The organism is Tunturibacter gelidoferens (assembly GCF_040358255.1).
Taxonomy (GTDB): Bacteria; Acidobacteriota; Terriglobia; order Terriglobales; family Acidobacteriaceae; genus Edaphobacter; species Edaphobacter gelidiferens.
Window position 1 is genome coordinate 1,002,364 of record NZ_CP132938.1, and the last position, 22,508, is coordinate 1,024,871.

25 protein-coding genes are annotated in these 22,508 nt (G+C 57.0%); 21 read left to right on the top strand and 4 right to left on the bottom strand.

Annotated elements, in window-relative coordinates:
- Nucleotides 1-102: 102 nt before the first annotated feature.
- The 5 genes from RBB81_RS04645 to RBB81_RS04665 all read left to right on the top strand — a co-directional run bounded on the left by RBB81_RS04645 (nt 103) and on the right by RBB81_RS04665 (nt 4,353).
- Nucleotides 103-750: a hypothetical protein gene (locus RBB81_RS04645; RefSeq protein WP_179580629.1), complete on the top strand. Its 648-nt coding sequence runs from the start codon at nt 103-105 to the stop codon at nt 748-750.
- A gap of 27 nt (nt 751-777) precedes the next feature.
- Complete coding sequence (gene nadD / locus RBB81_RS04650) at nt 778-1,377, top strand: nicotinate-nucleotide adenylyltransferase (RefSeq protein ID WP_353072878.1); 600 nt, start codon at nt 778-780, stop codon at nt 1,375-1,377.
- A 169-nt stretch (nt 1,378-1,546) separates the two neighbouring features.
- The gene (locus RBB81_RS04655; protein ID WP_353072879.1) at nt 1,547-2,938 is read left to right on the top strand and encodes a class I SAM-dependent methyltransferase; all 1,392 of its coding nucleotides are present in this window, start codon (nt 1,547-1,549) and stop codon (nt 2,936-2,938) included.
- A gap of 152 nt (nt 2,939-3,090) precedes the next feature.
- Nucleotides 3,091-3,660: a ribosome silencing factor gene (rsfS, locus tag RBB81_RS04660; protein WP_353072880.1), complete on the top strand. Its 570-nt coding sequence runs from the start codon at nt 3,091-3,093 to the stop codon at nt 3,658-3,660.
- Between the two features lie 237 nt (nt 3,661-3,897).
- Nucleotides 3,898-4,353 carry a 23S rRNA (pseudouridine(1915)-N(3))-methyltransferase RlmH gene (locus RBB81_RS04665; RefSeq protein WP_353072881.1) on the top strand — a complete coding sequence of 152 codons (456 nt, stop codon included), beginning with the start codon at nt 3,898-3,900 and terminating at the stop codon, nt 4,351-4,353.
- Nucleotides 4,354-4,409: 56 nt separating this feature from the next.
- Here the strand turns inward: RBB81_RS04665 and RBB81_RS04670 are convergent, their stop codons facing one another.
- Nucleotides 4,410-4,652, bottom strand: coding sequence for a hypothetical protein (locus tag RBB81_RS04670; protein ID WP_353072882.1), 243 nt, complete (start codon nt 4,650-4,652; stop codon nt 4,410-4,412).
- Between the two features lie 353 nt (nt 4,653-5,005).
- Here RBB81_RS04670 and RBB81_RS04675 point away from each other — a divergent pair, with 353 nt between their 5' ends.
- The 6 genes from RBB81_RS04675 to RBB81_RS04700 all read left to right on the top strand — a co-directional run bounded on the left by RBB81_RS04675 (nt 5,006) and on the right by RBB81_RS04700 (nt 9,000).
- Complete coding sequence (locus RBB81_RS04675) at nt 5,006-5,173, top strand: hypothetical protein (RefSeq protein ID WP_179580641.1); 168 nt, start codon at nt 5,006-5,008, stop codon at nt 5,171-5,173.
- Nucleotides 5,174-5,203: 30 nt separating this feature from the next.
- Nucleotides 5,204-5,980 (top strand): hypothetical protein, encoded by a 777-nt coding sequence (locus RBB81_RS04680; protein ID WP_353072883.1) that lies wholly within the window; start codon nt 5,204-5,206, stop codon nt 5,978-5,980.
- Nucleotides 5,981-6,093: 113 nt separating this feature from the next.
- Complete coding sequence (locus tag RBB81_RS04685; protein ID WP_348641616.1) at nt 6,094-6,516, top strand: hypothetical protein; 423 nt, start codon at nt 6,094-6,096, stop codon at nt 6,514-6,516.
- A gap of 80 nt (nt 6,517-6,596) precedes the next feature.
- Nucleotides 6,597-7,436 carry an acetyl-CoA carboxylase, carboxyltransferase subunit beta gene (gene accD / locus RBB81_RS04690; RefSeq protein WP_353072884.1) on the top strand — a complete coding sequence of 280 codons (840 nt, stop codon included), beginning with the start codon at nt 6,597-6,599 and terminating at the stop codon, nt 7,434-7,436.
- 22 nt (nt 7,437-7,458) lie between these two features.
- A complete protein-coding gene (locus RBB81_RS04695; protein WP_183790774.1) occupies nt 7,459-8,316 on the top strand; it encodes a class I SAM-dependent methyltransferase in 858 nt (285 codons plus the stop codon).
- Between the two features lie 117 nt (nt 8,317-8,433).
- A complete protein-coding gene (locus tag RBB81_RS04700) occupies nt 8,434-9,000 on the top strand; it encodes a DNA-3-methyladenine glycosylase I (RefSeq protein ID WP_353072885.1) in 567 nt (188 codons plus the stop codon).
- A 48-nt stretch (nt 9,001-9,048) separates the two neighbouring features.
- Here the strand turns inward: RBB81_RS04700 and RBB81_RS04705 are convergent, their stop codons facing one another.
- From RBB81_RS04705 to RBB81_RS04715, 3 genes are all read right to left on the bottom strand, one after another.
- On the bottom strand, nt 9,049-9,450 hold the full coding sequence (locus RBB81_RS04705) for a DUF302 domain-containing protein (RefSeq protein WP_353072886.1): 402 nt from the start codon (nt 9,448-9,450) through the stop codon (nt 9,049-9,051).
- 89 nt (nt 9,451-9,539) lie between these two features.
- Nucleotides 9,540-11,327: a M20/M25/M40 family metallo-hydrolase gene (locus RBB81_RS04710; protein WP_353072887.1), complete on the bottom strand. Its 1,788-nt coding sequence runs from the start codon at nt 11,325-11,327 to the stop codon at nt 9,540-9,542.
- Between the two features lie 121 nt (nt 11,328-11,448).
- The gene (locus tag RBB81_RS04715; protein WP_179580653.1) at nt 11,449-11,766 is read right to left on the bottom strand and encodes a hypothetical protein; all 318 of its coding nucleotides are present in this window, start codon (nt 11,764-11,766) and stop codon (nt 11,449-11,451) included.
- A gap of 19 nt (nt 11,767-11,785) precedes the next feature.
- Between RBB81_RS04715 and RBB81_RS04720 the strand changes: the two genes are divergently transcribed.
- The 10 genes from RBB81_RS04720 to RBB81_RS04765 all read left to right on the top strand — a co-directional run bounded on the left by RBB81_RS04720 (nt 11,786) and on the right by RBB81_RS04765 (nt 22,148).
- Nucleotides 11,786-12,556 (top strand): hypothetical protein, encoded by a 771-nt coding sequence (locus RBB81_RS04720; RefSeq protein ID WP_179580655.1) that lies wholly within the window; start codon nt 11,786-11,788, stop codon nt 12,554-12,556.
- A gap of 90 nt (nt 12,557-12,646) precedes the next feature.
- Nucleotides 12,647-13,756 carry a hypothetical protein gene (locus tag RBB81_RS04725; protein WP_353072888.1) on the top strand — a complete coding sequence of 370 codons (1,110 nt, stop codon included), beginning with the start codon at nt 12,647-12,649 and terminating at the stop codon, nt 13,754-13,756.
- A gap of 125 nt (nt 13,757-13,881) precedes the next feature.
- A complete protein-coding gene (locus tag RBB81_RS04730) occupies nt 13,882-14,067 on the top strand; it encodes a thioredoxin family protein (RefSeq protein WP_353072889.1) in 186 nt (61 codons plus the stop codon).
- A 503-nt stretch (nt 14,068-14,570) separates the two neighbouring features.
- Nucleotides 14,571-15,218, top strand: coding sequence for a helix-turn-helix domain-containing protein (locus RBB81_RS04735; protein ID WP_353072890.1), 648 nt, complete (start codon nt 14,571-14,573; stop codon nt 15,216-15,218).
- A 140-nt stretch (nt 15,219-15,358) separates the two neighbouring features.
- On the top strand, nt 15,359-16,903 hold the full coding sequence (locus RBB81_RS04740) for a phytoene desaturase family protein (protein WP_353072892.1): 1,545 nt from the start codon (nt 15,359-15,361) through the stop codon (nt 16,901-16,903).
- Complete coding sequence (locus RBB81_RS04745; RefSeq protein WP_353072893.1) at nt 16,900-18,768, top strand: aldehyde dehydrogenase family protein; 1,869 nt, start codon at nt 16,900-16,902, stop codon at nt 18,766-18,768. The genes RBB81_RS04740 and RBB81_RS04745 overlap by 4 nt, the downstream gene beginning before the upstream one ends.
- Nucleotides 18,765-20,282 (top strand): phytoene desaturase family protein, encoded by a 1,518-nt coding sequence (locus tag RBB81_RS04750; protein ID WP_353072894.1) that lies wholly within the window; start codon nt 18,765-18,767, stop codon nt 20,280-20,282. Before RBB81_RS04745 ends, RBB81_RS04750 begins: the two co-directional genes overlap by 4 nt.
- Nucleotides 20,279-21,352, top strand: a complete 1,074-nt coding sequence (locus RBB81_RS04755; RefSeq protein WP_353072895.1) for a glycosyltransferase — start codon at nt 20,279-20,281, stop codon at nt 21,350-21,352. The genes RBB81_RS04750 and RBB81_RS04755 overlap by 4 nt, the downstream gene beginning before the upstream one ends.
- The gene (locus tag RBB81_RS04760) at nt 21,349-21,828 is read left to right on the top strand and encodes a hypothetical protein (protein WP_353072896.1); all 480 of its coding nucleotides are present in this window, start codon (nt 21,349-21,351) and stop codon (nt 21,826-21,828) included. Before RBB81_RS04755 ends, RBB81_RS04760 begins: the two co-directional genes overlap by 4 nt.
- Nucleotides 21,825-22,148 (top strand): hypothetical protein, encoded by a 324-nt coding sequence (locus RBB81_RS04765; protein WP_353072897.1) that lies wholly within the window; start codon nt 21,825-21,827, stop codon nt 22,146-22,148. The genes RBB81_RS04760 and RBB81_RS04765 overlap by 4 nt, the downstream gene beginning before the upstream one ends.
- Nucleotides 22,149-22,508 lie beyond the last annotated feature (360 nt).

Here is a 22,508-nt window from a genome sequence, read left to right on the forward strand (position 1 = left end):
GGTCGGGATCCTCTTCCGTTGGCCTCTGGAGGAATTTTTTGCCGGGCACAATTCGCGGCTGCCGGTGCACTGTGGCCGCGCGAACTAGTAAACTAACGGCACATGAGTTTCCGCAAAGCGTTTCTCCTTCTTGCCATCGTTGCCCTTGTCAGTGCTTCCTCCGCTCACGCTCAATTTGGCGTTTATGGAATGTTCACCGTAGATCGGCTCAGCAATATTGCTTCGTCGCCGGAGCAGACTCCCAATGTAACCAGCACACGCGCCAATACGGTGGATCCGCTGGGTGGCACGGGCGGCGTCTACTACGATTTCAAGAAGCTTGGGCCGGTAACGCTGGGAGCGGATCTCCGTGGCAGTATTCTGACGACTAAGCGCGGGGCCTATCAGAACTTTAATGGTGGGGGAGCGAGAATTTACTCGACGCTGGGCGGCGTGAGGTTTGTCTTTCATACTCCGTTGGCGCCCCTGAAGCCTTATGCTCAGGGCTCGTTTGGCCTTGGCCGTACGGATTACGGGCTGCTGTACACCCAAGCCGGGGTCACCAACAGTGGGATCGTCGGGAACAGCCCAATTCTACGAAACAACTTTGAGTATGAGGGTATTGCCGGGCTGGATATCAAGCTGCTTCCGATCCTTGACTACCGCGTCGCCGAGTTCGCTTACGGCGGCCTGAACCCGTTTGGGGACAAGAGCCACAACTACCCGATCAAACAGGTCAGCATGGGGTTTGTCTTTCATCTTCCGTTCTAAGAGCGCGGGGTCGCGAGAGGATAGTGCATGCGCGTAGCTCTGTTCGGTGGCAGTTTCGACCCGCCGCATCATGGTCATCTCGCTGTAGCTACGGCGGCGGCGGCGGCATTTGCACTGGATAGCGTTTTTTTTGCTCCTGCGGGCCGTCAGCCTTTGAAGCTTAATGGCACGGTAACTCCTTTTGAAGATCGGCTTGCGATGGTGGAGCTGGCGTGTCTTGAGGATCGTCGCTTTACAGCCTCGAAGCTCGATGCGCCGCGTGCAGATGGCGCACCGAACTACACGGTGGAGACTCTGAGCGAGTTGGCGCAGAGGATGCCGGAGGCTGAGCTCTTCAATCTGGTGGGGGCGGACAGCTTCCTCGGCCTGCCGCGATGGCACGAGCCCGAACGTCTGTTGCAGCTCGCGGAGTGGATCGTCGTGAGCCGGCCGGGTTTCCCGATTGCGAGTCTTTCTTCGCTGGAGCTTGATGCGCATCAGCAAAGCCGCGTCCATCTGCTTGGTAATGTTCATGACGATACTGCGGCCACGGGGCTACGCGAACGGCTGGAAGCGGGCGATCCTTGTATCGATCTGATCGCGCCGCGTGTTCTGGACTACATACAGAGTCACCACCTCTACCAATAGTGCAGACCCATTCTGGTTCTGCTGATTTCGTCTTCGCCGAAACTTTGTTTTCCTCGAAACTTTCCTGAATGGAAGTGTGTCTGTACAAGCATTGCGTCTTGATAGGGGTCCTCTTTTTGTTTGTTGAGCCGGCCACTTTAGTGCGTGCAGTAGCAGAACCGTAACTTCTATGACAGAGCTTTTGGCATATCCCGCACTCCCTACCTTTCGCGATCCTGCGGGCAGCGTCGAGGTTCGTCCGGATGGAGCTTACCGGAGCGTTCGCGCTCCCTTCGACGAGGAGATGCTTGCGTTTCTGGCAACGCCGCTGGCTTCAGAGCTGGTGGCCCAGGGAAGGCTCGTGGCGAGCGAGGTGGTGTCGCCTGAGAACGCGGAGACGCTTGTGCTGCGGCATCCGCGCATCTCTTTCCAGTCCTATCCGTGGGAGTGGAGTCCGGGGATGTGGCTTGCAGCGGCAGAGCTCACACTGGGTTTGTGCAGCGACCTGGTCGAGCAGGGTTGGCAGTTGAAGGACGCAACACCTTTGAACGTGTTGTTCCAGGGGCCGCGGCCGATCTTTGTCGATGTGCTTTCGATTGAACGCAGAGACCCGCATCAACCGATCTGGCTTGCTTATGGCCAGTTCGTCCGAACCTTTCTGTTGCCGATGCTGGCTTACTCCCGGCTGGGATGGCCCCTGGAGATCTCGCTGACACGCCGCGATGGATATGAACCAGAGGAGGTCTATCCGGCACTCTCGTTGGCTTCGCGGTTGCGGCGGCCTGCGCTGTCCACCGTTACGCTGCCGTCACTGCTCGCGAAGACGAAGAAGGGCAAGGCCGGCAAGGTAACACCGCGATCCGTGAAAGATCCGGGGCTTGCAAAGCAAATTCTGCTGAGGACGCTGAGGACGCTGAGGACTGATATGCGGCATGTGACGCCGGGCCACCGCTCCTCGACCTGGTCGCACTACGCTGAGACGGCGTACCACTACAGCGACGAAGACCATGACGATAAGCGGAGGTTTGTGAGCGATGTGCTGGGGAAGGCGCGGCCTGCGAAGGTGCTCGACGTGGGTTGCAACACCGGAGTGTATTCGAATCTGGCCGCGGACGCGGGTGCCGAGGTGGTCTCGATCGACACCGATGTGCAGGCGGTCGATCGGCTGTACGCAGGCCTAAAGGTGAGCGGGAAGAATATTCTTCCGCTGTGTGTCGATCTGGCTCATCCTAGCCCGGCCACTGGATGGGAGAATCGCGAGAGTGCCTCGTTCCTGAGCCGCTGTGCAGGCCATTTCGACATGGTGATGATGCTCGCGGTGTTGCACCATCTGCTGCTGCGCAATCAGATTCCGATGAATCGTATCGCGGCGCTTTGCAGCGAGCTGACGACGCGACACCTGATCGTGGAATGGGTGCCACCGTCGGATCCGAAGTTTCAGGATCTTCTGCGCGGAAGAGATGCGATGTACGAACACATTACTGAGGCAGCATTTCGCGAGGCCTTTGCGAAGCATTTCACGGTCTTCGACGAGCTGAAGCTGGCGAATGGGCGCATCTTGTTTCACCTTGGGAAGAGATAAGACGCATGGCGGGGCACCCGGGGGGTAGCGGTGAGCGAGCCAGTGTCTACGTCAGTTCAGGACTATTCCTGTGAGGCAGGAAGTTGCTGTTACCCTTGCAGACGCTGGCTTCAAGAGCCGCAACCCGCTACCATGGAACTCCAAGGAGTCTCATGCCCTCAATTGAAAGCAATCAGCTGCTGCTCGCTGCGGCTGCGGCCTGCGAAGACAAGAAAGCTGAAGATATCCGCATCCTCGCGCTGGATCCGGCCGAGAGCGGCCTGACCGATTACTTCCTGATCTGTAACGGAACCAACGACCGGCAGAATGTGGCCATCACGGACGAGATCGAGCTTCGCCTGAAGCGCGAGTTTGGGGTTTATCCCAACTCTGTCGAAGGACGCCGCCAGGCCGAATGGATTTTGATGGACTATGTCGATTTCATCGTCCATGTTTTCTCGGCCGAGAAACGTGCGTTTTACGGATTGGAGCGACTGCGAAAGTCTGCGACTACGATCAGCGTGGCCGATCTCCATGCTGAAGTCAAAGCATCGCTCACGACGAGGCGCTTAAAGAAGACGCCCGCGCCCACGGCTCCGAAGAAGATCGCAGTCGCCAAGAAATCCAGCGCGGTCGTAAAGAAGGTTGCGGCGAAGAAGACAACGAAGAAGACTGTTTCCGCAGCCAAGAGCAGTAAGGTGACCGCGACTAAAACAGGCAGAAAGCCATCTACGAAGAAGTAAGACGGGGCTTTGCTGCAAGGGTGAAACCTGTCTTTGACTGGAAAGCTAAGGGCGGGGACTCATTTCGAGTTCGCCGCCTTTCTGCTTTGTGATTGATCGGCAGGTAAGGCTGCCGACAAAAGGATGGACGCGTAGAAGCATCGGTTACGCCAGTCGATTCGAGGATGCTGGTTGCGGCTCCGATCCTTTGGGCCGAGCGATGGTGCTGACTGCTCCGAAAAGAGGCACACTGTTGAGATGAAGCTGATTCTTGCAGCTGTGCTCGCCCGCCAGTTTCGGTCTAAATCGGAGGCTGGTGATCGACTGATCGATGAGTACATGAAGCGCACGGCTCGCTACGCCACTTGTACCTCTGAACTGTTTGATTCGGAGGCGGGGTTGCTGACATGGCTGGATCGACAGGCGGGGAGGACGCCGGCTTATGCGCTTCTGCTTGATAGTCGCGGACAGCAGTATAGCTCTGAGGAGTTTGCTGGTCAGATTGGGCGGCTTCGCGATGAGGGGACCCAGCGGCTGGTGCTTGCGATTGGTCCGGCGGACGGCTGGTCGCCGGCGGCACGGCAGCGGGCAGATCTACTTCTTTCTTTGGGACGCATGACGCTGCCTCACCAACTGGCGCGGGTCGTGCTTGCTGAGCAGGTGTACCGCGCCTTTACCATCCTGGCCGGCCACCCCTATCACTCAGGTCACTGACCATCGCTGGCCGTCGCTCAGGCATCGAAACGGGCACCTGTAGGTTGCGCACACTCCTACTCGTCAATTCGTGCATCTTTGGCTTTGCGAGGTTTGGAGGTCATCGTTTCGACTATGCACTTCTCGGAGACGCGTTGCGGATTCGCGCATTTTCCAGCCGCTGCGCGCGTGAACGCACGATAGAGACGGTCCACGTCCACCTGCCCTTTGCGGCCCTGTGCCTCCAGGGCGGAGTGCATGGCCGATAGCAGCTCCGACCTTAGTTCATGGAAGATCTTGTCGATATAGATGTACGGCAATTGACCCTCCGCGGCCCTGTGCACACGATACATGGGCCACGCGTGATGATGAGCGACAGAGGCAGGCCTCCGCCATCTGTTGCCTTTGCCTCACTTGGGCCAAAAGTGCCAGACTGGTACCCCGAAATAATGAGGGGCGGCTGGCTCTCGGGGTTATGGTCGAGAGTTGCCATCGAGACTCTCGGACAGCCGTTCGCTCTGGGCAGAGACCGTCATAATAGAGTGCGATCTTATCGTCCATCCCACAATAGATGGTTCTTTTGTGTAGGTTGAGCGCATGTTTTTTCTTAATTAGAAAGCGTCGATGGCCTAGGCTGATGCAAGCGCACATTTGCGCACTAGGAGCCTTCCCCATGAATAAGTCGATCCGCAATCTCGCGCTCACCGCCGCTGTCCTCTTCTCCACCGCTGCTCCCATGTTTGCAAACATGACAGGCGGCAATCCGCATCCGCAGGTAGCTTCTGTTGCTCTTTCTCTGGGCGACTACGCAAGTATCGTCATCTCCGTCTTCGGGCTGTAAGATCGTTCCGGATAAGCCTGCGAGGCAGGAATGAACTTTCCGGCTCTGGACAACATCATTTGGGCGGCGAACTTTGTCGGTCTCGCCGCCCTGCTGCTCGTGCTGCTGCTTCGTCAGCGGTGGAGGCGGTTCCCTGTCTTCACCGGCCTTATCACTTATTCGATCCTGGTGTCGATTGCACTTTTCCTAATTTCCCGTCACAGCACGCCGAAGATGTACAAGATCACGTATTGGATTCTCGCAGGCGGTGACTTTCTTTTTCAGCTTGGTATGGTCTTCGAGATCGCCCGAGTCGTCTTGCGTCCAACTGGAACCTGGATTCGGGATGCACGTTCTTCGTTTGTGCTGGTCGGGATGACTGGCACAGCCATCGCGGCCGGACTTTGTCTTGCGATAAAGACACCTCCGGGTTCAACCGCGGGAATTTGGGAGATTCGGGGAGACCTTTTCACTGCGTTGCTCGACTGTGAGCTTTTTCTTGCGATGCTCTTTGCTTCCAATAGGTTAGGGTTGGAATGGCGTAACCATGTGATGGCTTTGGCCCAAGGGTTGACCCTTTGGGCGTTCGGTTCCGCCGTTAGCGACCTAGCCAGTATCTTTCTGGGGTGGACCCAGCAGTATCGAGTTGTCCAGCTTTTCCCCTCTTTCCTCTATATAGCCGTCCTACTGTATTGGATCGTCGCCTTTTGGAGGCCGGAACGTGTCCGCGCGCCTCTGTCGAACGAAATGAAAGATTATCTCGTTGCTCTTCACAGCCGAGTGCAGTACGATCTTCAGCAGGTCACTCGGACGCGCGACCACACGTAACCCATATGGCACCTATAGTCATTACCGCTCTGGTTACTATCCTGTTAGGCTGCGCGCTTCTCCATTCGTATTTGACGGCACGGCGTTTGGCTCGCTGTACGTGGGAGGAGCTGGTGGCGAAGCTTCATCCGGTTGAATCCAAGGGAGTCATGACTGTGGCGCTGAACCACCTTGTGCCGCAGAAGGACGCTCTTGAGCTGGAACCGGCAGAGATGTGGAGTTTGATGGGCGGCCTTGAAGGGGTTCAGCGTATGCGAGAAAACGCCCGGATCCTGGTCGCGCTCGCCTCCTATGTGGAACGCTGGAACTTCGACGAAGGCATCATCATTGCTGAGCGTATGCGCCGCGATGGTTTGCAGCTGCGTCGCGCTGTCACGCAGATTATGCTGGCAACCTTCTTCGGAAGGCAACAGATGCGAATTCCCTTTTATCTGCACGAAGTGGCTTCTTCGTACTACCTGATGCGGCAGAGGTTGCTGGTTCTGTATGAGACCAACCATGCCGGCCTCTACTCCCGTCTCGCCGAAGCGCTCTGACTCCAGCTCAAGAACCAGCGCACCGCTGCCCTGTTCAGTCGTTACAATGAACAGGGCAGCGGTCGAAAGGGCATGCAAGGATGAGTTGGTTCAAGCGCGAAGATAACGAGATCGTCAATGACTCGGAGAAGACGGTTCGGACCGAGGGACTGTGGATCCGTTGCCCCGACTGCGGCAAGATTCTATTCAAGGCCGAGCTTGAAGCGAACCAGCACGTCTGTTGGCATTGCGGTCATCACTTCCGCGTTGATGCTCGTACGCGCATTGAGAACTTGCTGGAGCCGGGGTATGAGCTTGTCGACCTGGAACTTCGCTCGACCGATCCGTTGAACTTTACCGATCTGAAGCCCTACAAGCGGCGGCTTGCGGAGGCACAGACGAAGACGGGCCTGAACGACGCAATCGTCAACGCAATTGGGCAGCTTGGGCCGCACAGCGTTGTCCTGAGCGTAATGGAGTACGCCTTTATCGGCGGGAGCATGGGCGCAGTTGTTGGGGAGACGATTGCGCGTGCGGTCGACCGCTCGCTGGCTACACGACATCCGCTAATCATCGTTGCGGCCTCGGGTGGCGCGCGCATGATGGAGGGCATCGCTTCGCTGATGCAGCTGGCGAAGATCTCTGCGGGCCTGGCGCGCCTGGATGACGCGAAGATTCCTTATATCTCCGTGATGACGGATCCGACTACGGGTGGCGTCACTGCAAGCTTTGCTATGCTTGGCGACCTGAATATTGCAGAGCCGGGGGCGTTGATTGGCTTCGCGGGTCCGCGCGTGATTGAGCAGACGATTCGGCAGAAGCTGCCGGAGGGCTTTCAAAGATCAGAGTTCTTGCTTGAGCATGGGTTTCTTGATGCGATTGTCTCGCGCAAAGAGATGAAAGAGTATCTTTCGCAGACCCTAAGCTGGATGGGCGCTTAGGCGCGCGCCTTGTGAATCGCATATGCAATCGGCGAGTCCATCACGCACAGCGCTTCGCGTAGCACTACGCCGTGCGGCGCACCAACTCTACGACGCAAAGCCTCTCGTCTTCGAAGACCCTGTTGCAGTCCCCATCCTCGGCGACTCCTACGCGGAGGAATTACGCCGGACTCCAACTCGCAATCCAGATCGAAAGGATCGGCCGTTCTCTGTTGCTCTGCGCGCTTTCCTGGTTGCACGTAGTCGCTACGCCGAAGACACTCTTGCTCAAGCTGTCTCTCAGGGAGTCAGCCAGTATGTTGTGCTGGGGGCGGGCCTCGATACGTTTGCCCATCGCAATCCCTATCCGCAACTTCGCGTCTTCGAGGTGGATCACCCGGCGACGCAACAGTGGAAGCGCGAGCTTCTTGAGAGCACTGCGCTAACTGCGCCAGAAAACCTTACTTATGTGTCGGTGAACTTTGAGGAGCAGACTCTGCTCGATCAGCTGGAGGCGGGCGGGTTCAACGCGAAGGTGCCGGCGGTGTTCGCGTGGCTTGGCGTGGTCCCGTACCTTACGCTTGAGGCCTTCCGCGCTACGGTGGGGTTCCTTACATCGCAGGCTGCCGGCAGTGCGCTCGTTCTGGACTACGGGCAGCCTCGGTCGGCGCTTCCGTTCTTTGAGCAGTTGGCCCATGATTCTCTTGCTTCGCGGGTGCAACAGGCCGGAGAGCCGTTCAAGCTCTTCTTCACTCCAGCTGAGATCGCTATAGAACTCAGCACTTTTCGCGCTCTTGAAGATCTTGGGTCGGCTGAGATCAATGCCCGCTACTTCGCTGATCGGGCCGACTCGCTGAAAGTCCTTGGGAGTGCCGGGCGGTTGCTTCGTGCATGGCTGTGAGGATCGGCGGAGAGCCGACCATCGTAGGATTGAGTAACTAGTTGCGAACTCGCTTTCGACTGTTCGTCGATAGATGAGCGATGAACGCTGCAAGCACAAACAGGAGACGAGTGTCGCATGACGAAGACGAAGAACGCTGTTCACCGCTGCGCATGGGCCGACAACGATCCATTGATGCAGGACTATCACGACGAAGAGTGGGGCGTGCCGGAGCGCGACGGTCGCGCGCTTTGGGAGGCGTTGATGCTCGACGGCTTTCAGGCTGGACTGTCCTGGCTCACCATCTTGCGGAAGCGCGAGGCTTTTCGTAAAGCCTTCCGTAACTTCGATCCGAAGAAGGTGGCACGGATGGGGGAAGGTGACATAGAGCGCCTGCTACAGAATGAAGGCATCATCCGCTCGCGCGCCAAGATCGAAGCGACCATCAATGGGGCGCGGATTTATATGGCAATGGCGGATGCGGGAGAAGACTTTTCGGCTTACGTATGGAAGATGGCTGGTGGTAACCCTATTCAAAATAGCGGGCCGGTTCCGGCGAAGACTGAGTTGTCGGAGGAGATCTCTGCAGCGCTGAAGAAGCGTGGCTTCAAGTTTGTCGGACCCGTCATCGTGTATGCGTGGATGCAGGCCGTTGGCATCGTGAATGACCATAGCCCTGATTGCTTTCGGCGTAAGACCGTCTGAGCGGTCCGCAGTTTTTCGCTAGAGTAGCGCTGTACTGACGTGAGTCTGTTATTGGGCGGCTTTGGTGGCAAACATACCTGCGGCGGCGAGGTTCGCGGTCAGCTCTGCTGGGAAGCCGTGTCGTTGCTCCAGCCACGCGGGATCGTTCCAAGAGAGCAGCACCTTGCCGTCGGCTCCTTCAGCAACGAGAATCTTTAGTGGAAGATCGAGGGCTGCACTGGGCGCGGCAAGCATGACGGGAGTACCTGCCTTCGGGCTTCCGAAGATCAACAGCTTTGTAGGGCTCATCTCCAGGCCCGCTGCGGCCGCTTCGCCGGAATGGTCTACGGCTGCAAACAGCTTGACACCCTTCTCTTTGAGGAGAGCCTCCAGCCGGGAGACAGTTTCGTCGACGGAGTAGCGGCTGGTGCAGGTTTTTATTCCTTCGCGGGTCTGCTGGTCAGTCATCATCAAACCTCCGAGATAAGTTTGGCCACCTAACGAAGATACCCCCTTGGAAGGGGGTACCTGGGCGTTCGTACTGAGAGTTATTCGTGTTTTTATTTCACTCCGTCGGCGGGAGGAGCTGCGTTCGGATAGATCCCGGGAATCGGCGCGGTCATTTGCTTCTCCAACTCTGGATGTGGGAAGGGCTTGCGCGGCATCATGGCCTCGCGCTCGCTGGTGTTGTAGAGGAAGATCGCCTCAATGACAGCTGCCTGCTCGAGGTCGAGCGCGTGCAGACGGTCGTAGGTGTCCATGTCGGAGTGATGGGTTCGCGTGTCGTAGTCCATCGGATCCTGAATGTACTGGAAGCCGGGTAGACCAACCGCATCGAACGACAAGTGATCGGTGCCTCCGGTGTTGCGGTAGGAGATCGTCGTTACGCCGAGATCGGCAAGTGGCGCGATCCACTGCTTGAAGATCGGAGCGATGGCCCAATTTTCCTGCGTGTAGACGCCGCGTACTTTGCCGGTCCCGTTGTCCAGGTTGTAGTAGGCGTCGAGGGTCTCCCACTCCTTCGTTGTGGAGAGAGCTCCGTGCTGACGCAGGAAGGAAGGCACACTTGCCGGCTCGGGAACCTTTGGCTCAGCGAAGGTTCCGAAGTGCTGTTTGACGTATCCCTGTGAACCGAAGAGACCTTGCTCTTCGCCGGACCACAGGGCGATACGGATGGTGCGCTTTGGCTTGATGCCCAGCGACTTCAGGATTCGAACCGCCTCCATTGCGACGATCGAACCTGCACCGTTGTCGGTCGCGCCCGTGCCCGAGATCCAGCTATCGAGATGGCCGCCGACCATGACTACCTGATCCTTCAGCTTTGGATCGGTGCCGGGAATCTCGGCGACGGTGTCGAAGCCATGCTCGTGGTCGCCGGTGAACTTCGTCTCGATGTTGAGTTCGAGCGTGACTGGTACGTGGTTTTCTACCAGGCGTCCCAGGCGGTTGTAGTGCTCGATCATCATTACGGCGTTGGGGATGGTGACTGCGTTTTCCTTCTTCTGTGCATCACGGGCGAGGTTTGCTCCGTTGTCATCGAAGATGATGCCGGTTCCCCCACCGTCGCCGCCATCGCGGCTCGGTGTCAGCACGGCGAGCGAGCCTTCGTCTGCCATCATCTTGAGTGCGGCTTTGCGAATCTCGGCGATCTTCATACGGTCGGCGAGAAACTTTGCAAACTCCGGAGAGCCCGGGGTGTAGCGTCCACCGCGCGCTTCATAGGTTTCCATCTCCTTGAGTTCTGCGTCGGTATAGCGGCGGAATAGCGGGTCGGTGATGTCGGGGGTGGGACGCATTGCGCCAAGGAGGACGATTTTGCCTTTGAGCGTGCCTTTGTACTTTTCAAGGTCGCCCATCTCCTGGACGTTCATGTAAACCACCTCGCCGGTGACTGGGCCGTTGGTGGACGGAGACCAAGGGGCAGCCTGCGCCCACAGCGGTTCGGGATCGGGCGATACCATTCGCACCCAGGTGTTGATCTGCTGCCAGCCCATCCCGAATTCGCCCCAGTCTTCGAGGTGCGCGTTTTCGAGGCCAATCTTCGTCAGGGTGTCGCGGGTCCAGGCGTTGGCCTTCGCCATATTCGGCGAGCCGGTAAGACGCGGTCCGATTCCGTCAGCCAGTGCTCCACCAAACTCCATGACGTGGGAGTGTTTGAAGCCCTCTTCGCGGATGCGCGCATACATCGTGAGATCGATGTTCTCGGTCGCTGGCTGCGGTCCGTAGTAGGAATGCGTCTCGGCGGCGGCATCTTTGGCTTTCTTGTCGGCGGCGACGGAGGGAACGGCGAGGCTCGCAATTGCGGCCGCACTGCAGCCCCAACGCGCAAAGGCACGAACGAATGACATACTTGATGGTCCTCCAGGAAGTGTTTCTGAGAGCGAAGAATAGCAGATATCACCGACCGACCGCATCGAGCCATTACCTCTCAATTTTGCTGGGCCGCTCGAATGCATTGTGGAGGGATTCTTAGCTTTTGCGAAGCTGCCGGCGTATCCAGAGGGTACCGAGGTACGAGAGCGTCACCAGCAACACCAGCACACCCACCGGGAGTCCGACCCGCGTGTAAGTTAGCGAGAAATCAACCGCATGGTGTGTTGCCGTGTTGTAGAAGAGAATTCCGAGGATTGCGCAGAAGGTCGCCGCGAAGAAGGCCGCAAACCCTAGCGCAAAACTCATCAGAAGGCTGGTAAACCAGCCGAGGTCGCCCAAAGGCACACCAAAGAGATATCCTGCGCCAAAGGTTCGAGGTGAGGCCGAGGTTTCGTTCTGCGATGCTTGCGCCATACCAGTAGAATACTGCTTTATGGCAGAAGGCGTTCAGAGCGAGTTGGTGCAAGCGGCGCAGGTAATGCGCGAAGCAGTGGTGCGGCAGGCGCCAAACGGGATTCGCTATGCAGCATTTGGCGATAACACCCTCGAGAATAATGATCTTGAGCACATGGCCCAGGCCGTGCCGATCGCCATCGCCGGCGCGATTTCGCGCAAAACGTACTATTTTGTACCGCTTGCTTTGAGCGAGGCACGGGGTAGCGAAGCCACGATGGTTGCGCCGGCCTACACGCCCGAGCTAGGCGATCAGGCCATCTGCCATCGCAACGTAACGCACGATGGCACGGAAGGTGTCTTCATCTCTACGCGGCTGCTGGGGGACCGCTTCGCCCTGGCCTTCGAGTTCTTCATCAACGTCGGCCATGCCTTTGTCGATGCGGTCGGCGTTCCCCAGGCCTTTGACCAACTTGTCTGGGGACAGGCTCTGGCTGATGTTCGCGGCGAAACCAGCCAGGATGCCTGGGAGAGTCGCGGTCTAGCCCTTGGCGCTAAGACGGAAAAGATTGATGGCAAACCGGTGATCGACGAGAAGGCCAAGACTGCGTTTCTCGAATCCGCCTTCTCCGACGCAATCGCCATCTACCAGCTTTCGCTCTCTGTGGACTTCGACTACTCCGAACTTCGGGAGCGTGAGTATCCGCTACTCGCGCCGCTGGCCCTTGCGGACCGCCTTCGGCTCGTGGCGCGGCTTTTTCCCCCTAATCCTACGTACGAGTTTTCCATCCGATACCGCCGACGCGCCTGAGTTCTGACCCCTGGCATTCAATCCCTTAAAGCAAAGGGGCGAAGCTTATAATTTCGCGAGCGGAGTCGGAGATTGGGATGGAGACGCGCTATGCGCTCGATACGGATTTCGTTTGCGATGACGGCATTCTGTATGTTGACCGGCTATGCTCAGCAATCGCCCTATGCGCAATCGGCGACGCCTAATGCAGCGCCAGTCGCAGACCCGGCACTTGCCATTCAACCCGCGGTCATGAAAGTGGCGTCAGACGATACGATTTCTGAGGCTAATCGGGAGATGCTTTCCAAAGATTTAATGGATAAGGTGAGAAGGGCGACCGAACGAGGTGTGAGTTCCCCGGAGTTTCGCATTTCGCAACACGTTGATCACTTTCCCCCACGCCCTGGGCTTGAACCAGTACTCCCTATGAGTGCGCTTATCGAGTGGACGGGGCCTGGACGCGGTCCTGAACAGCTCTCTGTCGTTGAGTCGATTGGCGACCTCAGCTTGTCCACTTCGGTGATGGAGCGCGCAATTCAGATGAGCTGGGATGGTCATCGCCTCGCGTGGGAGAGGGATGGGCGTCTGCATCCGGGCCAATACCTTTGGCGCATTGCCGTCCACGATGGCAATGGAAGGGTTTTCGCGTCGGCAGCACAGAAGATCGCCGTCGAGGTGCCTCGGCAGGCGTTGATCGAGGTGAGCAGCGTGATCATGGGCAAGTCGTGCGAGGAGCAGGTTGGATCGGTGAATGGCCTGCGGCGGCGAACGACAGTCGATCGCGACGATGACGAAATACTACATTCGCAGACTGACCCTATGCGTGCGGTAGACTGCAGGATCGAGTCTGAGGCTTCCGATAGGTTCGCGCCATCGGACCGGCTTCATGCTTTTGTGCGGATTTATCCAAATGGGAAGCTCGAAAAACGTGGAGCTGCGAGTTGGACCGCAAAGTTTATTTTGCGGTCAAAAGACAATCCCATTGCGACCGAAAAAGAGACAGCATTCAGAGTTGATTCGGCCTCCGGGTACCTCGCTTACGTAGAGATGTCACTGGACACTCCCGGTATGCCGCCCGGTCAATACGCGCTGGACGTCGTCATGCGGGGTCCGGGTATTCGCAAGGAGCTAAAAGAGTCTCGTTCGATCTCGATTCAGCCACCCGTTGCTGCCCAAGAGAAAAATGCCGCGGCGGAGATTCGCAAACACGTTGACGAATGAGACCGAATCAGCCGAGACACACCCAATCGCTTAGGACGGAGGACGAGAATGCCTGCAATCCGAAACTGCAAACAGTGTTGCCAGAAGAACCGTATCGCCGCAAATCACCTTTCAGACACTGGCCGTTGCAAGTAGACGCGGCGCTCTTCGATGAGATTGTCCAGAGCTCTCGCGTCCCCGTTCTCGTCGACTTCTGGGTGGAGTGGTGTGGGCCGTGTCACGCCGCCGCTCCCGAGGTTGCACGCACTGCAAAGGATATGGCCGGCCACGCGCTTGTGTTGAAAGTTGATACCGACAAGCAGCAGCAGTGAGTGTACCGGGACATGCGTTACGTTGTGGACCTGAGACATCCGTTACAAGCCCCTTGCGGTGGCGATGGGTTCGCGTTGAGCGGGCACGAGAAGTCATATGTCCAGCCGTCGAGGCTGTGGGAATGTGGGAATCCCGAAGGGATTTCCAAAGAGTGTGGGAAGGGTGGGAAGCCGGCTTCATGGCTTTCCATGCTCTGTCATTTCCATGGCCTGCTTTTTCGCGCGGCAAGTGCTGAATAATCCGATATGCCGCCACCCAGTGCACTGTGCCGCACTCGCCACGAGATGCCCATCGGTACTCATCCTTGGCAATGAGTGACTCGGCGATTTAGCACTCAGTGAAGAGGATTCGTGAAGAAAAACACGTTTCTTTTACCAATTGATTGCGCATGTGAGCTTGCCTCTAAAGATCATTACAGCGGATCCAAGATATTCTTGACAATAAGGCAAAAACAATTGAGTGTCAGTAAAGTGATAATGCAGATTCAATTGTCCGGTGGCACATGAAAAAGTTGTCTAACTCCTTGAAAAAAAAGAAACATAATTCAAAAGCTACCGACGCTACCACTGTGGAAGAATCGATTCGGCCTTATGCAATTGCCGACAAGCTGCGCACCTTGCGCTTGCGCCGCAGCATGGGGCTCGCGCAGCTCGCCGAACACTCCGGATTTTCACCTGCTATGTTGTCGCGCCTCGAGAATGGCCGACTGGTGCCGACTTTGCCAACACTTACGCGTATTGCCTTGGTCTTCGGCGTTGGACTCGATTATTTCTTCACTGATCCGCGGAAGCGTCACGTTGTGGCCATCTCACGGTGCAATGAGCGCAAGGTATTCCCATCCGATCCGAAATCAACTTCTACCTCGTGGTCCTTCGAAAGCCTCGACTTCCGTGCTAACGAGCGGAAGCTGAATGGCTTCCTGGCACACTTCCGTTCATTGCCTGAGCAGAAACTCACACCGCATTTTCATCCAGGTGTAGAGTTGCTGTACCTCATCGAGGGGGAACTGGAGATGACGATCGGTGTTGAAAAGTTCCAGCTCTCAGCCGGAGATTCTGTCTACTTCGATTCGCTGCAGAAACATGCCTATCGAAGTCTGGTCAAAACGCCGTGCACCGCAGTTGTGATCACTACGGCATCTTCCACGTAGGAGAGCATGCTGCGCATGCGAAATTGGACGTGTTTACGGATCAGCAATCAAAGCTGACTTCTTTGCTTGTGAAGCAAATGATTCCATTTTGAGAGCTCAACTCCCGCCGTAACCTCACCAGGGGAACCTATGGTTGGGGTATGAGCTTTGATCCAAGAGATAGAAAAAGACACATCGCAATCGTGGGAGCCGGACCTGGCGGACTCGCCACTGCGATGCTTCTTGCGCAGCGGGGCTTCCGGGTTCAAGTCTTCGAAAAGCAGGATGTCATCGGTGGCCGCAATGCAGAACTCCGCCTTGGCGAGTATAGCTTCGATCTGGGGCCGACGTTCCTGATGATGAAGTTTTTGCTCGATGAGCTCTTTGTTGAAGGAGGCCGCCGCTCGAGCGACTACCTGCAATTCCATCGGCTCGATCCGATGTACTCGCTCAATTTCCCGGACAAGACAATGCTTGCGCGCTCTGACCCGGATGCTATGAAGGCGGAGATTGAAAAGCATTTCCCTAGCGAAAGCGCTGGCTTCGACCGCTTCCTGAGGCGCGAGAGTCTTCGGTTTGAAAAGCTCTATCCGTGTCTGCAGCAACCCTACGGAACTCTCGCCAGCCTGATCAGTCCCACGCTGCTCGCAGCCGCCCCCCATATTGCCGCAGGACGTTCGCTGCACAACGTGCTCGCCGATTATTTTCGCTCAGAAGAGCTCCGCCTCGCGTTTACGTTCCAGTCGAAATATCTCGGGATGTCACCGTGGGATTGCCCTGGTCTCTTCACCATGATTCCGTACACGGAGCACGCCCATGGCGTGTATCACGTCATGGGTGGCCTTTGCCGAATTAGCCAGGCCTTTGCAGAGGTTGCCCGTGAAGAGGGCGCTGAGATTCACACCTCTACACCGGTCGCTCGAGTTCTACTTGATGGACGACGCGCCTGCGGCGTCGAGCTTGCGAGCGGCGAAAAGATCTACTGTGACGACGTCGTACTCAACGCCGACTTCGGCCATGCCATGACCATGCTGTTCGATGAGAAGGATCTTCGTCGCCACAAGCCATCGAACCTCCGCAAGCGAAAGTTCTCATGTTCGACTTTCATGATGTACCTCGGTCTCGATCGTGAATATGACGATGTCGAGCACCACACGATCGTCTTCGCGAACAACTACAAAAAGAACATCGAAGACATTTCGCATGGTCGTTCGACCTCAGAAGACATGTCGATTTACATTCGAAACTCGAGCAAGACGGACCCGTCCAGTGCGCCCGCGGGCCACTCCGCGCTATACATCCTCGCCCCGGTGGCAAACAACACCAGCGACATCAATTGGAAGGAATATAGCCGGCAATGTCGCGAGTACGTTCTCCGCATCCTGCGCAAACGTACGCCCTACGGCGATGTCACGCCGCACATTCGTGAGGAGATGATCCTCACTCCTGAGGACTGGGAGAAGCAGCACTCCGTCTTCCTGGGTGCCACCTTCAACATGGCACACAGCTGGGATCAGATGCTCTACCTGCGCCCTCACAACAAGTTTGAAGAGTTCTCCAATTGTTACCTGGTAGGTGGAGGCACGCATCCCGGCAGCGGACTGCCCACCATCTTTGAGTCGGCACGTATCTCTGCCAATCTGATCTGCGAGCAATATGAGGTCCCATATCCCGTTGCGAAGCCGCTGGAGCCGGCACTAGTATGACCTCTGCTACCTCAGATCGGATTCTTGCCCGAGCCCGTGCTGCGCAACCCGCGTGGGCCGCACTGACGGTCTCACGCCGGTGCGCCATTCTGGGAAACTTGCGCCACGAGATCGCCCTTCAGTGCGAATCAATCGCCGATACCATCGCGCGCGAGACTTCGAAACCACTGCTGGACGCTCTCTCCGGCGACGTGTTCGTCACTCTGGAGCATCTTCGCTACTACGAGTCCTATGCCGCGCGTATATTGCGTCCGCGCCGCATCGGTAAGTCGTTTTTCTTGTTTCATGGTGCTCGCTTCGAGACATCCTTCGAGCCGCATGGTGTGGCCATGATATTCGGCCCGTCGAATTATCCTCTCCAGCTATCGGTAATTCCTCTCATCACTGCGCTCGCTGCGGGCAATGCAGTGGTGCTCAAGTGTTCCGAGCGCACACCCAAAACAGCAACTGTGATCGCGAGGCTCTGCGCAAAGGCGAATCTTCCAGTCAACCTTGTGCAGGTGTTATACGACGGCCCTAAACAATCCGCAGCCCTCATTGATGCTCGCCCTGACTTCATCTTCTTCACCGGAAGCAGCCGTCACGGGCAGCAGGTCGCAGAACGCGCTGCGAAGCACCTCATCCCCACGGTCCTTGAGCTGGGGGGAAAGGATGCAAGCCTCGTCTTTGCGGATTGCCATTTAGACCGAGCTGTTGAAGGGATCACTTACGGCGCCTTTTCCAATGCGGGACGCGTGTGCGTTGCAGTCAAACGTGTCTATGTTGAAGCGTCCATCCATGACGAGTTTCTTGCCCGCCTAAAGCATCGCATCTCGATGCTTCGCGTTAATACTGATCCAGACGCAGACTTCTTCCCGCTGACTGAGGATGCGCAATCTGATGTTCGTGCCCAGGTCGAAGACGCACTCTCCTGCGGAGCCACGCTGCACTGGCCGCAAGATCGTGCCACGGCCGCATATGAGCCGACGCTCCTCACTGACGTTCCCGCCGAGGCCCGCATCCTTACCGAAGAATCCTTCGGCCCCGTGCTCTGTGTGGCTTCTTTCCGAGACGAGGCCAAAGCCATTGCACTTGCTAACGCGAGCCCCTTCGCGCTCAGCAGCAGCATCTGGACTCACAATCAAGCGCGTGCCCGTCGCGTCGCTGCCCAGCTCTCTGCCGGAAGCTGCAGCATCAATGACGTCATCCGTAACATTGCAAATCCTCATGCTGCATTTGGTGGAAATCGTCTGAGCGGGTACGGCCGCTATCATGGCCCCGAAGGTCTGCGCTCTTTCTCGCGCATGAGGACCATCATGGTCGCCAGCGATCGCCGCACTCGCGAAATCAACTGGTTCCCATTCAATAGCCGCACTAGGCACCAACTTGCCAGCTTGATCAGATTCCGACACGGAGCGACCGGTCTCCTGGGACGCCTCAGCCACCTGCTCCTGCCTCTCCTGGTCAGTGCGGTACTTCCTCTCACCCTCGCTGCGCAGTCCAAAACGGAGACGCATCTCACCATTGACGTCCATCTCACGCAGCAGGCACAAGGCGAGTTAGCCTATCTCGTCTTTGCTTCACCCTCCGGATTTCCTGATGACCGCGATAAGGCACTCCGTCACGGATTTCTTCCCATCCCCTCTAACGCCCAGCATCTCCGCATTGATACCGATCTCCCACCGGGCATCTATGCTGTCACCGTTTACGAAGACCTCAACAGCAACCACAAGCTCGATCACAACCTCATCGGCCTCCCGCGCGAGCCGGTCGGCGTCTCGAACAACCCACCTGCGCGTTTTGGTCCTCCGCACTTCGATGAGTGTTCATTCCACCTTGGAGACACTGCTCAAACCATCACTATCACCTTGGTACACGCATCATGACAGCTACTGAAAGAAACAAACGTGTCATCGTCATCGGAGCTGGGCTTGGCGGCATGTCCGCTGCCATCATGCTCGCTCGCAGAGGCTTCCAGGTCACCATCCTTGAGAAGAACGCGCAGGTAGGTGGCAAGCTCAATCAATTGCAAACCAAAGGATTCAGCTTCGATCTCGGACCCTCGATCTTCACACTTCCTGAGATCTTTCGTCCCATCTTCGAAGGTGACGGCAAGCGACTTGAAGACTATATAACCCTGCAGCGCGTCGATCCGCAGTGGCGCAATTTCTTTGAAGACGGAGTCGTCGTCGACCTCTGGGAAGATCCCGAAAGAATGCGCACGGAGCTCGAGCGCTTCGGTCCGCAGGTCTTCGGCGAGTACAAGGACTTCCTCAATTACTCACGCCGCCAATACGAAATCCTTGAACGTGGCTATCTCCGCCATGGTCTCGATACGCTTGTACAATTCTTCCGCTTTTATGGATGGAAGGAGGCCCGCGACCTCGACTATCTGCACTCGATGTCCGGCAGCATCTATAAGCGTCTGAGCAATCGTTATCTTCGCGATATCTTCGAATACTTCATCAAGTATGTCGGCTCCAGCGCACTCGACTCGCCCGCTTTCATGAACCTCATGCCGACCATCCAGATGGATTTCGGCCTCTGGTATGTTGCTGGCGGTCTGTATCAGCTGGGCCACGCATTCCGCAGACGTCTTGAAGAGACCGGCGTTACGCTGTGTCTCGAGCATGAGGTTCAGCGCATCGACTACTCCGGCAGCACCGCCACTGGCGTGCAAGTCCGCAACTCTCATGGAGATTTTCGCATCTTGCCCGCCGATTACGTCGTCTCCAACATGGAAGTTATCCCCGCAATGCAGCGGTTGCTGCATTCGCCCGCTTCCACCATGAAGAAGCTGCGTCGCTTCGAACCATCCTGCTCCGGTATCATTCTGCACCTCGGACTGGATCGGGTCTATCCGCAACTCGCACATCACAACTTCTTCTATTCCGCTAATCTGCACGAGCACTTCCGCCGCGTCTTTCGTGACAAGAACCTGCCGGACGACCCAACCATCTATGTCGTCGCCCCTACCCGCACCGATCCATCGCAGGCACCACCCGGCTGCGACAACATTAAGATCCTGCCGCACATTCCATCAATCAATGACCGTAATTCCTACACACGCGAAGATTACGTTGCGCTGAAAGAACTCTGCCTCGACAAGCTTGAGCGTATGGGCCTCAACGATCTGCGGCAACACATCGTCGTTGAGGACTTCTGGACTCCATTTGACATCGAGACTCGGTACGCCTCCAATCGAGGCTCCATCTATGGCGTAGTCTGCGATCGCCGCAGTAACTTCGCTTTCAAAGCGCCTAAGCAAAGCCCTCAGTTCCACAATCTGTTCTTCGTTGGCGGCAGCGTCAATCCCGGAGCGGGCATGCCCATGGTCACGCTGGGTGGCCAACACGTCGCTCGGATGATTATCGAGCAAGCCGCCAAAGGAAAGCCATGATCATTCCAGCCCTCCTCGGCGCTGTCGGACTTCCCGCCGGCTTCCTGCTCATCCGGCGCGTTCCTACATGCCCTTCCGCTCAGTCTCACGATGCGACCAGTCTTTCTATCGTCATTCCAGCACGTAACGAGGAAGACAACCTTCCTCGCCTTCTGCGATCGATCGCTGCATCCGTAGCACAGCCGGCAGAAATTCTTGTCGTTGACGATGCCTCTACGGATAAGACTGCACCTATTGCACGAAGTCTTGGCGCGACCGTTATCACTTCAGCTCCGCTACCCGACGGTTGGACTGGCAAGGCGTGGGCGTGTCATCAGGGAGCCCAGCGTGCCATCGGCAATCATCTGCTTTTTCTGGACGCGGACACATTCTTTGTCGACGGAGGCCTGGACCGTCTCGTTGTTCGCTGGCTCCGCGAACGTGATCCAAGACTGGTCCTATCGTTGCTGCCTTACCATGCCATGAGCGCCACATACGAGCAGTTATCGCTCTTTTTTAATGTCCTCATGGCTGGGGGAGCCGGTGGGTTCGGTTTAGTCTCTGAGCCGCGACTCTTTGGCCAGTCGCTCCTCATCTCCAAAGAAACCTACTTCGCTGTTGGCGGTCACGCTGCTGTTCGCGGCTTCGTCCTGGAGAATCTCAATCTAGCCGACCTTATCGGCGCCTCAGGGACGCGCATCCTCTGTCTGGGTGGACGCGGCACTCTTCATATGCGTATGTTTCCGGAAGGTCTCGGCCAGATGTCGGATAGCTGGACAAAAGCTTTTATCCACGGAGCCGCAGTCTCGGACAGCCTTGTTCTTGCGTCAGCCGTGATGTGGATCTCCGCTCTCTGGTCTACCGCGATACTCCTGATCGTTCCGCGTGACTATGGCCGCCTCGGCGTGGCCGTCGTTTACCTGCTGCTCAGCCTGCAACTTGTCTGGCTCGCACGTCAGCTTGGCAGCTACCGTTTCCTCACCTGCCTGCTGTATCCGCTGCCGCTCGCATACTACTGCGCTGTATTCGGCCGTTCCGCCGCGCGCCGCGCTCTCCGCCGCAAGACTGTCTGGCGAGGGCGCGAAGTATGATCGCGCTGGTGTGGACGGCGAACGTCCTCGGCTGGCCCATCCTTCACATCGCCATCGGCTTCATCTCTCTCCGCGTCCCGCCCCAAGTCTTCGTACGCGACACATGGCTCACCGCCCCGCGCTCTTGGGAACAAGATGGGCATGTGTATCGGGATTGGCTCGCCATTCGAAAATGGAAATACCTGCTCCCTGATGGTGCACCTTGGCTTGGAGGATTCGCTAAGAAAAAACTCCTCAGCCGCAATCCCACTTGCATTGCTCGATTTCTCATCGAGACACGCCGAGCCGAAATCGCGCACTGGTTCATGCTAGGCTGCCTACCCATTTTCTTTATCTGGAATCCGCCATGGGCGCGCTGGGTGATGGCCTTCTACGCCCTCGCGGCGAACCTGCCCTGCATACTTGCGCAGCGCTATAACCGATTGGTATTTAACCGCATCGCTCGCTCTCGATGCCGCACTTTCGTCCGACTATGAACCCACCTGCACAGAAAATCAATCCAGGGTCTCGCAGGCGACGCTACCTGATCCATCTGTGCTGCACGTACGATGAAGGCAGTCATGCCTGCCGCTATGCCGCTCGCATCCAACTCTGGAAAGCCCGCAGCAGCGTTCACGCGAAGACCCAAGAGCGTGTCTTCACAGACGAATATGAACTCATTGAAAGCATTAATCCCCTGCTCCCTCAGGGCTCCGATGTCCGTAACGTCATCAGCCACATTGAAAATCCAGATGGCTTTCTTTATCTTCTCAATCTCAGTTCCGAGGAAGCGAACAGTCTGGGATGGCGGGAATAAATCGAGATTGTCTGATTATAGAGTTTGAGGATGAACAGAAAATCATGTTCGGTGAAAACGCTCAAGGAGTACTAACCCTTCGATGTATTCATCGAAGACTCGTCTGCAACGGTAAGCCGCCTTGTCTCTACTGATCGCTAGTGAAGCGAAAGCTCACTCGGCGTAACTGGCCGTAGCGCTCATTGAGTCTTGTGCCGAAAGCCTTGTGAGTTCCTGATCGATTGCGAGCCGTCCGGAACTGTCTGGTTCGGGCTAGTGCGAATGGCCAGTTGTAGCAGTGCACGAAAAAGGTGTTTTGAGGCAAGTTAGACTCTGCAGACACACGCACTAGCGTCGATGAGATTGTGAGCACTCTGCCGA

Coding starts and splice junctions, on each gene's coding strand:
- RBB81_RS04645 (WP_179580629.1), top strand. CDS start 103: ATGAGTTTCCGCAAAGCGTTTCTCCTTCTTGCCATCGTTGCCCTTGTC.
- nadD (WP_353072878.1), top strand. CDS start 778: ATGCGCGTAGCTCTGTTCGGTGGCAGTTTCGACCCGCCGCATCATGGT.
- RBB81_RS04655 (WP_353072879.1), top strand. CDS start 1,547: ATGACAGAGCTTTTGGCATATCCCGCACTCCCTACCTTTCGCGATCCT.
- rsfS (WP_353072880.1), top strand. CDS start 3,091: ATGCCCTCAATTGAAAGCAATCAGCTGCTGCTCGCTGCGGCTGCGGCC.
- RBB81_RS04665 (WP_353072881.1), top strand. CDS start 3,898: ATGAAGCTGATTCTTGCAGCTGTGCTCGCCCGCCAGTTTCGGTCTAAA.
- RBB81_RS04675 (WP_179580641.1), top strand. CDS start 5,006: ATGAATAAGTCGATCCGCAATCTCGCGCTCACCGCCGCTGTCCTCTTC.
- RBB81_RS04680 (WP_353072883.1), top strand. CDS start 5,204: ATGAACTTTCCGGCTCTGGACAACATCATTTGGGCGGCGAACTTTGTC.
- accD (WP_353072884.1), top strand. CDS start 6,597: ATGAGTTGGTTCAAGCGCGAAGATAACGAGATCGTCAATGACTCGGAG.
- RBB81_RS04695 (WP_183790774.1), top strand. CDS start 7,459: ATGCAATCGGCGAGTCCATCACGCACAGCGCTTCGCGTAGCACTACGC.
- RBB81_RS04700 (WP_353072885.1), top strand. CDS start 8,434: ATGACGAAGACGAAGAACGCTGTTCACCGCTGCGCATGGGCCGACAAC.
- RBB81_RS04705 (WP_353072886.1), bottom strand. CDS start 9,450: ATGATGACTGACCAGCAGACCCGCGAAGGAATAAAAACCTGCACCAGC.
- RBB81_RS04710 (WP_353072887.1), bottom strand. CDS start 11,327: ATGTCATTCGTTCGTGCCTTTGCGCGTTGGGGCTGCAGTGCGGCCGCA.
- RBB81_RS04715 (WP_179580653.1), bottom strand. CDS start 11,766: ATGGCGCAAGCATCGCAGAACGAAACCTCGGCCTCACCTCGAACCTTT.
- RBB81_RS04720 (WP_179580655.1), top strand. CDS start 11,786: ATGGCAGAAGGCGTTCAGAGCGAGTTGGTGCAAGCGGCGCAGGTAATG.
- RBB81_RS04725 (WP_353072888.1), top strand. CDS start 12,647: ATGCGCTCGATACGGATTTCGTTTGCGATGACGGCATTCTGTATGTTG.
- RBB81_RS04735 (WP_353072890.1), top strand. CDS start 14,571: ATGAAAAAGTTGTCTAACTCCTTGAAAAAAAAGAAACATAATTCAAAA.
- RBB81_RS04740 (WP_353072892.1), top strand. CDS start 15,359: ATGAGCTTTGATCCAAGAGATAGAAAAAGACACATCGCAATCGTGGGA.
- RBB81_RS04745 (WP_353072893.1), top strand. CDS start 16,900: ATGACCTCTGCTACCTCAGATCGGATTCTTGCCCGAGCCCGTGCTGCG.
- RBB81_RS04750 (WP_353072894.1), top strand. CDS start 18,765: ATGACAGCTACTGAAAGAAACAAACGTGTCATCGTCATCGGAGCTGGG.
- RBB81_RS04755 (WP_353072895.1), top strand. CDS start 20,279: ATGATCATTCCAGCCCTCCTCGGCGCTGTCGGACTTCCCGCCGGCTTC.
- RBB81_RS04760 (WP_353072896.1), top strand. CDS start 21,349: ATGATCGCGCTGGTGTGGACGGCGAACGTCCTCGGCTGGCCCATCCTT.
- RBB81_RS04765 (WP_353072897.1), top strand. CDS start 21,825: ATGAACCCACCTGCACAGAAAATCAATCCAGGGTCTCGCAGGCGACGC.